We start from the raw sequence: 13,200 nt of genomic DNA on the forward strand, positions 1-13,200 counted from the left end.
GTGACACCTCGGCTCGAGGATGGCGGCAGGTGAGCCGGAGGGACGGCTCCCTGGCGCTGCCACGGGTGACCGACCGGAGGACGAGATGGCCGACGACGACGCCCTCCCGCGTCCCGGGGCGCACGGGCAGACGGACATCACCGAGGCCCTCGACGCGACGATCCAGGCGCTGACCCAGGCCACGGCGGTCCTGCGCGGCGTCGCCGGGCAGCTGTCGAGCGCGGGGCCACCCGGGGCCGGTGCGGTCGCCGGGGCGGCGGTCACGATCAACGCGTACGAGGACGACCCCTTCAGCGAGCGGACGCCGACGCCCGACCCCGGCCCGGCGGAGCTGATCAGCGAACCACCACCCGACGCCGTCCCGCCCGACCTGCCGTGGCACATCAGGGGCCGGCGGCCGACGCCGGGGCCGCACCCGCCGGGCTCACCGGACTTCCGGTACTGGAACGCCGAGGCGTCGCTCGCGCGCGCCGTCCGGTACTGGGGGTCCCTCGCCCCACAGGGGACACGCTGGTCCACCTTCGACGCCCGGCTGCCGGTGCAGCTCGACGCGGGACAGGACCTCAACGCGTTCTACTCGCGCCTGGCGGGGCTGCGCTTCTTCCGGCAGACGGTGAACGGGACGACGGTCGATACGGGCGACAGCCCGGACGTCATCCGGCACGAGCTCGGGCACGCCGTCCTCGACGCGATCCGTCCCGAGCTCTTCGACGCGGCCAGCATCGAGGCCGACGCCTTCCACGAGGCCTTCGGCGACACGTCGGCGCTGCTCACGGCGCTCGAGCGGCCGTCCTTCCGGCAGAAGGTGCTCGGCGAGACCGGCGCCCGCCTCAACGTCAACTCCCGCCTGTCGCGCATCGCCGAGCAGCTGGGGTGGGGTATCCGGCAGTTCGCCCCGCAGGCGGTCGACCGGGACTGCCTGCGCAACGCGGCCAACCGATTCGCGTACCGGGTCCCGGCCACGCTCCCCCCCGAGGCCCCGGCGACGGAGTTGTCGACCGGGCCGCACTCCTTCTCCCGGGTCTTCACCGGCGCCGTCCTGGACGCCCTGGCCGCGATGCTCGACGTCACCGGGAGCGCCGACGAGGCGACCCTCGAGACGGTGGGTCAGGACCTGGGACAGCTGCTGGTCGACGGGGTGCTGGCCGCGCCGATCAGGCCCACCTACTTCAGCCAGGTGGCGGCCGCGATGGTCCAGGCGGCGAAGGTGCGCAACGACGGCCGCTACCGGTCGGCGGTGCTCGGCGCGTTCGTCGGGCGGGGGGTCCTGGACCTGGTCACGGCACGCGCCCTCGAGACCGCCCCGCTGCCGCGCCTGCAGGCGGCGGCCGCGGGAGGTGCACCGGCCGCGGCCGGCCCGGGGACCGGCGGCAGCGGATCACCCCTCGTCCTGGCGTACGGAGGAACGGCGCCGTCCACCGGCTACCGGGCCGACGCGACCAGCGCCCCCGGGCTGCCGCTGCAGAGCGTGCGGGCCGAGTTCCTGGACCAGCCGGTCCTCTGCCACGCCCCGGCGGAGGGGGCCCGGTTCTCCGCCGCCCCGGCCGTCTACGGCCCGGCGGCCGGTCCGTCCGACGCCACCGACAGCGCCCGGCACTTCCTCGCCACCCTGGTGCAGCTGGGCCGGATCGACCCCGGTCCGGCGCCGGGCATGGTGCGGGGCCCGTCCCCCCGGGGCCGCGAGGCCCGGACCCACCGACTCGAACCCCAGGACCAGGGCCTGGTCCTGAAGCGGATCCAGTTCCAGTGCGCGTGCCGGCCGCTGTCCCCGGGGGCGCGGTGAGGCCGCAGCGCGGGCCCGTCCGGCCGACGCGCGTGGTCATACTGGGAGGGCCAACCGCCTCCGTGCGCGTCCAACCCCACCGGCTGACGCGTGGGGGCGCCGTCTGGATGGCCGGTGACGTGTCTGGACCCGTGGACCCCACTCCCTCGCCCGACGTCGGCGCGCCGGGCTCCCTGACCGCTGCGGTGTCGGCCCTCAGGCGGGCGTCGGAGACACTGGCCGGGATCGCGGTCGCCCGGTCGTCCGAGGCGGCTCCGCCGGACCCGTCACCCGACGTCCCACCTCCGGGCCCCCCGTCCTCCGGGACCCATGCCCCCGGGACCGGGGCCTCCGGGACCGGGGCCTCCGGGACCACCGAGGCCTCCGGGACCACCGAGGCCTCCGGGACCACCGAGGCCTCCGGGACCACCGAGGCCTCCGGGACCACCGAGGCGACCGACGACGAGCGGGGGCTGTACCACCGGCACCTGCGGGCGCGCGGAGCGCTGGTCGACGTGGACGAGGAGGCGGATCTCGAGTCGCTGCCGCCGAGGGTCACCCACGTCCGCTACCCGGACGGCCGGGTGCGCCGTGTCGGGTACAGCTGACCCGGTCCCGGTACGGGTGAGGGCGACGGCGACGTCAGGAGGCGAGCACCGCGGCGACGTGCACCACTGCGGGGTACGTGGCCGCGAAGGCCCACAGGAACGAGTTCAGCCCCATGACGACGGCGTTCATGACGTGGAAGGCCACACCCCAGAGGACGAAGAGCACCACGAGCGGGAAGCCCACCACCAGGGCCAGGGGGAACGCCATCTCCACGAGGAAGGCGCTCCATCCCAGCGACCACGTCAGCCGCGCCCGGTTCCTCAGGAACCGGGCCACGGGTTCGTAGCCGTACGTCTGCGTGTTGAAGATCCGGAAGATGACGCCCTCGCTGCGCCACTGCGGAGAGACGGCCTTGGCCGCGCCGGAGACGAAGTAGGAGAAGCACGCCTGCACGGCGATGTACCAGAGCGCGGCACTGAGGGCCAGCGAGGTGCCGGGCAGGTAGCCGAGGAGCAGCGCGCCGTACACCTGGGTGGTCATCTGGTCGGACCCGTCCATGCCGTACACCGTGCGCAGGTTCATCAGCAGGGTCGTGCCGACGACGACGGCCAGGACGGCGACGATCGCGACCCGCGTGCCGGCCAGGACGGCGGCGGGCAGCAGCAGGACCGACAGGAACCTGATCCCCAGCACCGCCAGGAACCCGCGGTACTCGAGCAGCCGGTTCGCGACCCGCGCCCGCAGCCGCGTGCCGACGGCGAACCGGCGGCTGCCCACGATGGCCCAGTCGTACAGGCCACCGGGGGCCAGCTGACGCGCGTTGCGGAGCCACTCGAGGGTGGAGATCGAGGCGCCCACGCCGGCGAGCGTCGTGGTGCCCAGCACGACCACGCGCGGTTCCAGGACCGCCTGGGCGATGCTCACGGCCGGGTCCGGGCCGCGGGCACGGGCGCCGGGGCAGCAGTCGCGTCGTCCGGGGGCTGCCGGTCCGGCAGGGCGTGCACCGCCGACAGGAACAGCAGGCGTGGCTCCCACTCCGGGAAGAAGCCGTCGGACTCCAGCACCATGAACCGGATCTGCGTCGCAGAGGGCGGGTGCGGCAGGCCGGAGAGGTAGCTCAGGACGGCGATGTAGGAGATCGAGTACTGAACCTGCCAGGTGTTCTCCTCCCCCACCTCGCGTGCCATCCTGCCCATCGCCCGAACCGCGTCGCACAACGCCTTCTTGTTGCGCTTCGAGGGATTCCAGACGGCACCGAGCACAGTTCGGGTGTCGGCCAGTTGCTCCTCACGCCACTCCGTCAGTGCACGCCCGTCGGTGGACGACTGGTACACCAGGTGGTAATCGGTCGTCCCGGGCTTGGGAGCGAAGAAGGTCCACCGCGGTATGAGGGAGAAGTGGTCGCGGGCCTTCAACCAGTCGAGCGCGCGAGAATCGACCTGCCCGACCACCGAGACGGCGAACCACCCGGCGAGTACGACGATGACCGCTACCGTCAGCATGACCGTTCCCACCAGTCGGTCCGGCACCAGGATGAGGGTGTGCCGCGGCGGGACGACGGTGGTGCGGCGTCCCGCCGCGGAGGGGTCTGCGCCGTGACCGGCCGGGGACCGTCAGCTGAGCTCGCGGCGGGTGGCCTCGATCCGGGACCGCACCTGGCCGGCGACGTCCCGCATCCGCCGCTGCGTCTGCGCCTGGGCCTGCAGCACCGACCGGCGGGCCTGCAGGAGCTGCTGCGCCGAGGCCTGTCGCTGCTCCGCCGAGAGCTCCCCCTGGGCGCCCTGCACCCCTCCGGCGGCGGTGGCGAAGCCGATGTCGAAGATCTGCGGGGTGATCTGCGTGGCGAACTGGGTGACCTGGATCACCGCGTCGGTGTTCTGCGTGACGAAGTTGACCGCGTTGGCCGTGGCGTTGACGATGTCGTTGGTCGCGTTGGCGAGGTCGTTCACGATGTTCTGGCCGACGTTCACGACCTCGTTCACCGCGTCACCGATGGCGTCGAAGACGTCGCCGATGAAGTTCTCGGCGCCGGCCCCCGCACCCGCCACCGCGGCCTGCTGCGCGCGATTGGCGATACGGGAGGCCGCCGCCTCGATCTGCGAACGCGTGGCGTCTTGGGCCGCTTCGATGCGAGCGCGCACTGAACCGTCAGGCATGGTCGTCCTCCCGCTCGATGAGCGTGTCGGGCACCGGAGAACCGGATGTGTCTCCGAAATGCCGTCCGACATCCCGGTGGGCGCAGGAACTGTAACGCCGGAGCTGTGCGCCATCAAGGGTCTGGAATTGTCTATCAATTCCCTGGCCCCGGCCGCCGTCTCCCAATTCCGAGCCCTGTCCGACCATTCTTCGGGCTGACCGGGACACGACCGGCCCGGAGGCGCCGGGTCGGGCGGCGGCGGGGACGTCTCCGGCAGGCGCCGGGGCGTCCGGGGGCTGCAGCACGGCCATGACCCGGTCCCAGGTCCCGTCCATGCAGAACCGGCGGTGCCGCTTCCACACCGTCTGCCAGGGACCGAAGTCGGCGGGCAGGTGGCGCCAGGCGCAGCCCGTGCGGTGCCGGAACAGGATGCCCTCGACCACTTGGCGGTGGTCCCGGAACGGCCGGCCGCGCACGCCGCCGGCGCGGGGCAGCAACGGCTCGAGCCTCGCCCAGTCGGCGTCGGAGAGCACCGTGCTCGACATCTCCGATCCCCTCCCCACCGACCTGGCGCAGCCGCGAGGCCGCGGCCGCTCCCGTCGCATGCTGGGGGGCCGGCATCACGCCGGCGTCACCGCGGCATCACCGGGCACCCGGCGTCAGACCACGGCCTGCAGCCCGTTCCGGACGGCGTCGACCACCGCGTGCGCCGCGGCGGGAGCGGCCAGGTTCCCGCTGCGCCGCCACGCCAGGGACAGCGGCACCCCGATGAGGCAGTGCACGACGACGAGGCCGACGCCCTGCGCGGCCAGCGGCACGTCGGCATCCGTCACGGGCAGGTGCCACAGCCCCCAGGACGCGGAGACCAGCAGCGCGGAGGCCACGCCCCGGGGTTCGCCGACGTGGTGGACGTGGGAGTCCAGCAGGCCGCGGAACGTCACCTCCTCCAGCACGAACGCGACAGGGAGGTACAGCGCCAGCGAGAGGGCCGCGGTGGTGAGGCCGTCCAGGACGGGAGCCGCCAGGTACCCCTGCCGGACGAGCCCGATGCCGAGGACGAGGCCCATGACCGCCGTGCCGACGACCGTCGCCGGCACGGCAGCACGAGCGGTCCGCGCCGCAGCGGCCTGCTGCAGCGAGTAACCGGCCGCCACCGCGCCCCCCAGCGCCGCCGTCATCCACGCCGTCCCCGCCCAGTCGCCGGCGGCGACCCGCTCGACCAGGAACACGCCAGGGGCCACCGCCAGGACGGCCGCGACCACCGCACCCCTGCGGCCCAGCCGCGACCTCGGCGGATCACGGACCCACAGGGCGGTGAGCGGTCGCCGCCGCACCCCGAGCTGGAAGAGCACGGTCAGGGGGACGCCCAGCAGGAGGTACCCGGTCTCGTCGACCGGGAGCAGCCACCCGAGGGCCATCCACGTCCCGACGAACGCCGCGCACTGCAGCACGCGCCGAGGCGCCGGAGGTGTGCCCGGTGCACTCACCGCGACGCCACGCCCATGGCCCCATGGGTACACCCCCTCGGGACCGTCCGGCACCGGTGACGCAGGAGTGACGGCCGGATGACGCCGTGCCCGGATCCTGGCTCCACCCACGGGTCCGGGCCGGTGCGTCGTCCCGGGCGACGGCCGCCCAGCACAGGGAGGGAGGACCATGACCACCCGCGCGAGCAGCCCGCCGACGTGTGCGGCCTTCCGGCAGCTGCCGCCCGGGATGCTGCAGCCCGACGCGGTCCACCGCCTGGTGCTGGGCGAGGACGACGCGGTCCGGGTACTGAGCGCCGAGGAGGCGGCCGCCGAGCTCGGGGACCCGTTCGCCACCCACCTGCTGCTGCGCGGCGTGTTCCCCCGGACCGCCGGCGACGTCCTGACGGCCCTGGACCGGGCCACCCCCGTCGGCCACCCGCTGCGCGAGGAGCTCGTCTTCCTGCTGGGCGAGGGCAGTCAGCTCCCCACGGGCGCCGCCACGGCGGCCGTCGACCGCCGGCTGCGGTTCCTGGTGACCCGTGGGGTGGGCGCGGAGGGCGCCGACGTGCTCCTGAGCGCCGCCCACCCGGGCTCCGGAGACGTCGAGCTGATGGCGTGGGACCGCCGGGCCGGCGGCTTCAACTTCTACCAGTCGGTCGGCGACAGCACGGCCTGGGTCTTCGCCGGCAACTCCCGGCACGCCCTCCGCGGACCGAGCCAGGGCAGGGGCCCCTTCGAGAGCCACCTCAGCGGCACCGTCGTCATGAAGGAGCTGCGCTCCCCGTGGCTGCACTGGCACTCGCAGGCCGCGAACGTCCTGCCCTCGGTGCTCCCCGCGGACCCACCGCTGGTCGGTCATCCCTGGGTGACCGCCCGGAACCCGCAGGGGGCCGACATCTGCGAGCTGGCGGTCGCGAGGCCGGGCATCGACCGCTGGACGAGGGCCCGGTTCAAGCGCCTCGTCGAGGCCGGGGTGGTCGACGACCCGGGCCGCGTCCTGGTGCAGGTCCTCGACACGCCCAGCGTCAACATCATCGCGAGCAACCGGGAGAGCCGCGACGTCGTGGCCGGTGGACCACTCGTGCTCCCTCAGACGTTCTTCGTCGACTCCGAGGCGCTCACCGAGGTCCTCGGGCTGCCGGCCCCACCCCGGTTCGCCGTGGCCGCGGAGACCTACCTGCGCAGCCTGCGCACCTTCGACGTCCACCAGGAGGACGACGACGGGGCCCGCTACGCGGGTGACGCCCACTTCGCCTTCGCCGTCCCGGAACGCGCCTTCGAGGACCAGGCCGTGCTGCGCCAGGCGCTGGCCACCGGACTGCTCAGCGACCGGCTCGCCGCCTGTCTGCTCATGGTCGACTTCCCGAACCCCGTCTTCTCACCCCGCCGGGCCGCCCTGCTGGCGCACGTGCCGCCCCGGGCGCGGATCTCCGACGGCAGCAGCGACCTCCCGGACGCCATGGCCGACGCGATCCTGGCCGCCGCCCCGGACACGCCCGCAGGCAGCCCGGAGCGCGAGTTCGCCGAGCTGTGGGACGACGTCGCCTCCCTCGGCGACCGGCTGCGCGCCTACTACGCGGCGGTGACCGGACGGCTGGGGTCGCCGACGGGCTTCGACGACTACGTCCGGCTCGCCGACTCCCGGCGCCGGCGTGTGCGGCAGATGCCCGTCTCGGAGAGCTCCCTGCTCTTCGCCCGCACCAACGTGCCGCCGCGGGAGCGGCGCATGACAGCCGACGGCACTGTCGTGGAGGTCTGACCCGTGCCCATCCTGACCAGGTACGACACGCCTGCCCGCCTGCCCGAGCCCACCGACGGGCACCGCGACGCCTGGAGCTCCCGGGTGGGGGGCATCGTCGCCGCCCTCACCGCCGAGCACCCCCAGTTCTTCGACCCCACCGCCGGCGAGGTCGGCTCCGACGTGCAGGCACCCGTCGTGGCCTGGACCGCCTTCCCTGCGACCCTGCTGGAGGACGCGACCTCCGAGGAGCAGCGCTGGGCGGCGGCGGACGCCTCCCGCGACGTGCAGGACGAGTACTGCGAGTGGAGCGTCGAGCGCGACGACGAGGGCGTCGTCACCCGGGTGACCTTCACCACTGAGGTGCCCGAGTACTTCCACCACCTCGCCCGTGACCCCGACCGGCTGCTGGCCACCTACCGGGAGCTCGTCGGTCCCGACGTCCGGCCGGAGGACCTGGTGGTCGACGGGCGCTACCAGCCCCGCAACGTCCACAACCGGTCGACCACCGGCCGGCTCGCCCACCTGGTGCAGGACAGCAACACCCTCGAGGCCGCCCTGCGGCTCGCCGCCCAGGCCACCGTGCTGAGGGAGGACGCCGACGGGCACCCGGTCACCAGCGCGATGGCCCTCGTCCGCTGCGGCCGACTCGGCGACCACCGGCGCAACAGCGATCCCCAGATCGCCGCGGCGGTCAACGACGCCGCCGCGACCGGCGCCGAGATCTCGCTGCAGGACCCCGTCGGGATCTACATCGACCGGCTGGTGATCGGTGGCATGGAGACCCCCGACCACGAGGACCCCGGGACCTTCTGGACCGTCGAGCGCGGCGATGCCCAGCACGTCCTGCGGGCGAGCTACGCCGTGCCGCCGGACCGGCCGTACCGCGTCGGCGACATCACCGTCGCGGGGCGGCCGATCAGGTTCGGCGCGCAGCTCGCCGACCGGGTCAGCGTGCGGCTCACCGCGCTCGTCCGGCCGGCGGACCACCGGCCGGAGCGCCGGCCCTGCACCGGCTGAGACCGGTCCGTGCCGAGCGGTGACGCGACGGTGACACCCGCGGAGTTGGCTGCCACCGTCGCCTCGACACCGCTCCGAGGACACCAGCGGACGCTGCGGAGGGCCACCGTGGACGACCAGCCGCCGGACGACGTCACGGCCGAGGCCCGGTGGCTGCAGCGGCGGCCGGGCCTGCGGGCCGACGTGCTCGCGTCGGCCGAGTTCCAGCAGTGGCGGGACCGGCTGCGGACGGTGGTGGTGGACGGGGCGACGTACTACGTCCGGGGCGGCGACTCGTTGCGGGACGAGGACCAGGTCGTCGTCGAGTGGATCCGGCGCACCCGGCCGGCACTGCTACAGGGAGGAGAGGAGTGAGTCGTGGACACCACGATGCGGTCCGTTGAGGCACTGGACGAGGGGTACTTCGACCTGCTGAAGGACAAGCTCAAGCGGGTCGAGGTGGACGGCGAGACCTTCTGGCGCGCCGAGAGCGACTACCTCCTGGACGAGGACGAGCTGTTCGTCTACAGCCAGCAGCGCGCCGCGGCCGACGCCGTGCAGCAGGCTCGGAGGATGACCGAGCAGCGGGGCTTCGGGAGCTCCACGGCGCCGGGCCTGGCGACCGCCGACGCCCGGGAGCGGGGCCTCGTGGGGATCCTCCGGGGCGGCCGCATCGTGCGGTGGAAGCCGGGGACGGTCCTCACGTACTGCGTGCTGCGCACGACGTTCCCGGAGGACGACCGGTACGAGGAGGTCGTGGCGCACATGACGCAGGCGACCGCTGACTGGGAGGGCACGTGCGGGGTGGACTTCGCGCACGTGCCCGCCGCCGACCAGAGCGACGACGTGCGGCCCGGTGGGGTCGTCTTCCCCGTGCGGCACATCGACGCCGGTGGGGCCTTCATCGCGGCGGCCTTCTTCCCCCACGACCCCCCGAGCCGCAGGCGGGTGCTGATCGACCCGTCGTACTTCACCCAGGGCACGTTCGATCGGACCGGCGTCATGCGCCACGAGCTCGGGCACGTCCTGGGGTTCCGCCACGAGCACATCCGGTCGGGCGCTCCGCCGGTCTGTCCGGACGAGGACCTCGGGGACACGCTCGACCTGACCGACTACGACCCGCAGTCGGTCATGCACTACTTCTGTGGCGGGGTCGGCCGCCCCGAGCTGGCCATCACGGCACTGGACAGGACCGGGAGCCGGTCCGTGTACGGCCCGCCGCTGGACGACTTCACCGAGGTGTCGCCGTAGACCGACGCGGTCCCGGGGCCGCCGTCCCGCCGGCGGCCCCGGCGCTGCCCGGACGGGGCGACCTGCCTCAGCGCGTGGCCGCGACCCACGCCGCCGCGGTGACCAGGCGGGCGATGTCCGCGGCGTAGCCGGCGTCGACGGTCGTGTCCGTGGGCAGGTGGTAGTCGGGGTTCATCTCCGCCGGTGGCGCCGCGGGACCCGGGCCGGCGAACAGGTCCTCGGACGCGAGGAGCGCCGCGTACCCCTGCTCGTGGAAGCTGGAGTGGTCGCTGCGGCGCTCGGCGGCGTCGCCCTCCGCCCCGGCCGGGTACACCTGGGCCGGCCGGAGCGCCGGGGACACGACCGGCTGCAGCGCGGTGACCAGCGCGGCCAGGTCCAGCGACCGCGCCTCCACCGCGGGGGCGGGGGTGAAGCCCGCGTGCAGCTCGAAGGTGCGCTCGGGCCGCAGGTCGTGGCCGATCATGTCCATCTGGAGGACCGCGACGATCGGCGCGTCGAGCAACGCCTGCTGGTGCGCGTACGCGCGGCTCCCCACGAGGCCGTGCTCCTCGGCGTTGAACAGCACGAACCGCACGGCCCGGCGGGACGGTCGCAGCGCGTCGTCGAGCGCAGTGATCGCCTCGACGGCGGCCAGCACCCCGGCGAGCCCACTGGCGTCGTCGTCCGCCCCGGGGGCCGGGTCCCGGGGCGCCCGGTACCGCAGCGACCGGGCGGCGGTGGAGTCCAGGTGGGCGGTGACGAGGACCACGCCGTCCAGGTCCCGGCCGGGCAGCTCGGCCGCCACGTTCTCCAGCGTGCGGCCCTCGTGCCGGAACTGGTGCCGCTCGACCGCCAGCCGCCCACCGCCGATCCGCTCGAGGTCGGCGACCAGCGTCGCGACGGCGACGGCGTTGTCCGGGTGGTGCACGTGCCGGCTCCGGATGACGGTGCCGTCCGGGCCGGCCGGCGTGGTCCCGGCGTACCGCTCGACGTGGATGGCCACCCCGTGCGGCTGCACCCGCGACCCGAGGACCTCCTGCTCGGCGGGGGTGAGCGCGGCCGCCACGGCCGTCGCCGCCACCAGGGACGCACGGCCGCCGGGCCCGCCCGTCGCGGCCGCCAGCAGCGCGGGGGACGGCGCCAGCTTGAGGTTGTGCCCGTGCCCGGCGTCCGTGGCGTGCAGGCTCTCGACCGACCGGCCCGCCGGCACGGCGACGAACAGCCCCTCGAGGGTGGAGGCGAGGACGTCACGTGCCGCCGGTCCCGCAGCGACGGGGGCCGTCCCGTCGTCCTCGGCGTCGCGGGTGGCGGCGCCGCCCCGCCGGTCGTCGCGCACCAGGTACAGGTCGGTGGTGAGCGGCGTGTCCTCGGCGCCGAGGCGGTCCACCCAGAGGCCGAGCCCGTCCAGGTGCGCGGCCACCGGTGCCGTCGTCACGGCGTAGACGGTCCCGCCCCCGGCTCCCGTGACGTGCACGGGGACCACGGGCAGCCCGCGGAGCACGCGCCGCCAGTCCCCACCCGCCCACCCGGCGGGCACGGTGACGCGGACGTAGCGCAGGGTCCCGGGCTCCCGGAGGACGGACACGGCCAGCAGCGGGTGCGGTGCCACGGACAGCCCGGCCCGGAGGGCGGACCAGCGCTCGCCGGGGTCCTCGCCGACGAAGGACACACGCTCCCCACCGGCGGCCGCGGCCGCCCGCTCGAACACGTCCGGCGAGTCCTTGGGCCCGTAGCGCACCAGGTCCGGTCGGAACCGGTCGGCGAGTCCGGCGATCGCGAGCGCCTCGTCCACCGCCGCCGGCGCGAGCGGACCGGGGTCGGAGAGGATGCCCAGCTCCGCGCCGCCGTCCCGGAGCCCGCGCAGCAGCCCGGGGACGTACGGGAAGACGTCGAGTCGCGCGATCCGGTCCCCGCTCGGCGCGAGGGTCACCGAGGCGAGCGTGTCGCCGATGTCGAAGAAGACCGTCGCACCGGTCAGGTCCTCCATGGCCGCACCCCTCGTGTCCGTCCGGAGCCGGGTCCACGGTGGCGGGGCCGCGTCAACGGATCGTCACGCCCCCGCGACGAGGGCCGCCCCCACGCTCCCGGGCCCGGCCGCCGCACCACCCGGGCAGCAGGCCCTGGACCAGCACGCCGTCGGGCACCACCGCCGGGCCCGCCGTGGTCGTCCGCCCGGTGACGCTCCGGTGACCGGGTCGACGAGCCTCGGCCGTGCCACAGGCAGGGATTCGGGATGCCCGAGACACCGGGACGCACGACGCCGCTCGCCGTGCGGCTGGCCAACAACGCGGCCCTGCTGCGTCTCGCCGGCCGGCTGCTGTCGAGCTTCCTGCCGGTGCTCGCCGTCGGCCGGGTCGTCCTCGTCAGCCGGCACGCCGACGTGGTCGACGTCCTGGAGCGGGACGGGGAGTCCACGATCGCCGAGGTCAACGCGGTGACCATGGACCGGGTCAACGGCCCGTTCGTCCTCGGCATGGACCGTTCGGAGCGCTACGCCCGCGAGCGGTCGATCCTGGAGCACTGCGTGCACCCCGGCGACCCGGCGCGCGGCCTGGAGATCGCCAACCTGCACCGCATCGTCCGCCGGGGACGGGCCTACGGAGGCGGGCTCCCCGAGGACGCCGTGGAGGACGACGGGGTGGAGCGGGGACTGTTCCTCCTCTGTCTCGACGCGACCATCGAGCGGCAGTTCGAGTTCGTCCAGCGGACCTGGCTGGACAACGTGACGTTCGCCGGCCTGTACGAGGAGCAGGACGCGGTGATGGGCACGCCACCGGACGGCGGCGGGCTGTTCACCGTGGAGGGGACCCCGTTGGCCACCCGCCTGCGCGGGGTGCCCGACTTCGTCCGCGTCCGTGGCGGTGCCTACTTCTCCCTGCCCGGCATCCGCGGGCTGCGCGCGCTCGCCGGGCCGGGCCGGACGGGCCCTCGGGGTGTCGCTCAGCGCGGGGACTTGAGGATGAAGCAGGTCGGGCGGTCACCGACCTCGGGGGCGAAGGCCACCACCTCCCACCCGTCGGCGCCGAGCCGGTCCAGGGCCGCCAGGAGGTCGGCCGTCCGGAACTGCTCGCCGGCGGCCGTGGCCGCCACCCACTGCGCGCCGCGGGTCCCCGGCCAGCCGGGCTGCCGGAGGGTCAGCGACGCGTACGACCACGTGGGGATGCCGGGGTCCTCCACGTCGACCTCCTCGGGGGTGCGGATGACCGCTCCGGGCGGCCGACCGCAGTCCAGCGACTCAGCACGAAGAACCCGGCCGAGGCCGAGGCGTATCCCCTGGCGTACGGCGAGGCAGCCCAGCGGAAGCCGATGACCGCGG

The 13,200-nt window shown here is 74.6% G+C and carries 12 protein-coding genes and 1 pseudogene; 7 read left to right on the forward strand and 6 right to left on the reverse strand.

The annotated features are described in order from the left end of the window. Positions 1–85: 85 nt before the first annotated feature. On the forward strand, positions 86–1,783 hold the full coding sequence (locus CHB98_RS06040; protein ID WP_089304673.1) for a gluzincin family metallopeptidase: 1,698 nt from the start codon (positions 86–88) through the stop codon (positions 1,781–1,783). 131 nt (positions 1,784–1,914) lie between these two features. Further along, complete coding sequence (locus CHB98_RS21455; protein WP_179224234.1) at positions 1,915–2,370, forward strand: hypothetical protein; 456 nt, start codon at positions 1,915–1,917, stop codon at positions 2,368–2,370. A 34-nt stretch (positions 2,371–2,404) separates the two neighbouring features. Here the strand turns inward: CHB98_RS21455 and CHB98_RS06050 are convergent, their stop codons facing one another. The 5 genes and pseudogenes from CHB98_RS06050 to CHB98_RS06070 all read right to left on the reverse strand — a co-directional run bounded on the left by CHB98_RS06050 (position 2,405) and on the right by CHB98_RS06070 (position 5,899). Further along, the gene (locus tag CHB98_RS06050) at positions 2,405–3,235 is read right to left on the reverse strand and encodes a hypothetical protein (protein ID WP_089304675.1); all 831 of its coding nucleotides are present in this window, start codon (positions 3,233–3,235) and stop codon (positions 2,405–2,407) included. Further along, positions 3,232–3,840 (reverse strand): hypothetical protein, encoded by a 609-nt coding sequence (locus CHB98_RS06055; protein ID WP_143424959.1) that lies wholly within the window; start codon positions 3,838–3,840, stop codon positions 3,232–3,234. Before CHB98_RS06055 ends, CHB98_RS06050 begins: the two co-directional genes overlap by 4 nt. An 84-nt stretch (positions 3,841–3,924) precedes the next feature. Then, positions 3,925–4,467 carry a hypothetical protein gene (locus tag CHB98_RS06060; protein ID WP_143424960.1) on the reverse strand — a complete coding sequence of 181 codons (543 nt, stop codon included), beginning with the start codon at positions 4,465–4,467 and terminating at the stop codon, positions 3,925–3,927. 286 nt (positions 4,468–4,753) lie between these two features. Beyond that, a pseudogene (locus tag CHB98_RS22230) lies at positions 4,754–4,993 on the reverse strand (transposase); the annotation flags it as partial. A 114-nt stretch (positions 4,994–5,107) separates the two neighbouring features. Next, on the reverse strand, positions 5,108–5,899 hold the full coding sequence (locus CHB98_RS06070; RefSeq protein ID WP_089304679.1) for a CPBP family glutamic-type intramembrane protease: 792 nt from the start codon (positions 5,897–5,899) through the stop codon (positions 5,108–5,110). Positions 5,900–6,104: 205 nt separating this feature from the next. Here CHB98_RS06070 and CHB98_RS06075 point away from each other — a divergent pair, with 205 nt between their 5' ends. From CHB98_RS06075 to CHB98_RS06090, 4 genes are all read left to right on the forward strand, one after another. Continuing rightward, entirely contained in the window at positions 6,105–7,676 is a 1,572-nt protein-coding gene (locus CHB98_RS06075; RefSeq protein ID WP_089304680.1) for a hypothetical protein, read from the forward strand. A 3-nt stretch (positions 7,677–7,679) separates the two neighbouring features. Next, positions 7,680–8,675 (forward strand): hypothetical protein, encoded by a 996-nt coding sequence (locus tag CHB98_RS06080; RefSeq protein ID WP_089304681.1) that lies wholly within the window; start codon positions 7,680–7,682, stop codon positions 8,673–8,675. Between the two features lie 108 nt (positions 8,676–8,783). After that, the gene (locus tag CHB98_RS06085; protein ID WP_089304682.1) at positions 8,784–9,029 is read left to right on the forward strand and encodes a hypothetical protein; all 246 of its coding nucleotides are present in this window, start codon (positions 8,784–8,786) and stop codon (positions 9,027–9,029) included. Positions 9,030–9,032: 3 nt separating this feature from the next. After that, positions 9,033–9,905, forward strand: coding sequence for a matrixin family metalloprotease (locus tag CHB98_RS06090; protein ID WP_089304683.1), 873 nt, complete (start codon positions 9,033–9,035; stop codon positions 9,903–9,905). A gap of 67 nt (positions 9,906–9,972) precedes the next feature. On the opposite strand, the gene CHB98_RS06095 is transcribed toward CHB98_RS06090, so the two are convergent. After that, a complete protein-coding gene (locus CHB98_RS06095; protein ID WP_089304684.1) occupies positions 9,973–11,871 on the reverse strand; it encodes a M28 family metallopeptidase in 1,899 nt (632 codons plus the stop codon). A gap of 246 nt (positions 11,872–12,117) precedes the next feature. Here CHB98_RS06095 and CHB98_RS06100 point away from each other — a divergent pair, with 246 nt between their 5' ends. Then, the gene (locus CHB98_RS06100) at positions 12,118–13,194 is read left to right on the forward strand and encodes a cytochrome P450 family protein (protein ID WP_143424961.1); all 1,077 of its coding nucleotides are present in this window, start codon (positions 12,118–12,120) and stop codon (positions 13,192–13,194) included. Positions 13,195–13,200: the final 6 nt, after the last annotated feature.

The sequence above is a fragment of the Geodermatophilus pulveris genome, from assembly GCF_900188375.1.
Lineage (GTDB): Bacteria > Actinomycetota > Actinomycetes > Mycobacteriales > Geodermatophilaceae > Geodermatophilus > Geodermatophilus pulveris.

Coding starts and splice junctions, on each gene's coding strand:
- CHB98_RS06040 (WP_089304673.1), top strand. CDS start 86: ATGGCCGACGACGACGCCCTCCCGCGTCCCGGGGCGCACGGGCAGACG.
- CHB98_RS06060 (WP_143424960.1), bottom strand. CDS start 4,467: ATGCCTGACGGTTCAGTGCGCGCTCGCATCGAAGCGGCCCAAGACGCC.
- CHB98_RS06075 (WP_089304680.1), top strand. CDS start 6,105: ATGACCACCCGCGCGAGCAGCCCGCCGACGTGTGCGGCCTTCCGGCAG.
- CHB98_RS06095 (WP_089304684.1), bottom strand. CDS start 11,871: ATGGAGGACCTGACCGGTGCGACGGTCTTCTTCGACATCGGCGACACG.
- CHB98_RS06100 (WP_143424961.1), top strand. CDS start 12,118: ATGCCCGAGACACCGGGACGCACGACGCCGCTCGCCGTGCGGCTGGCC.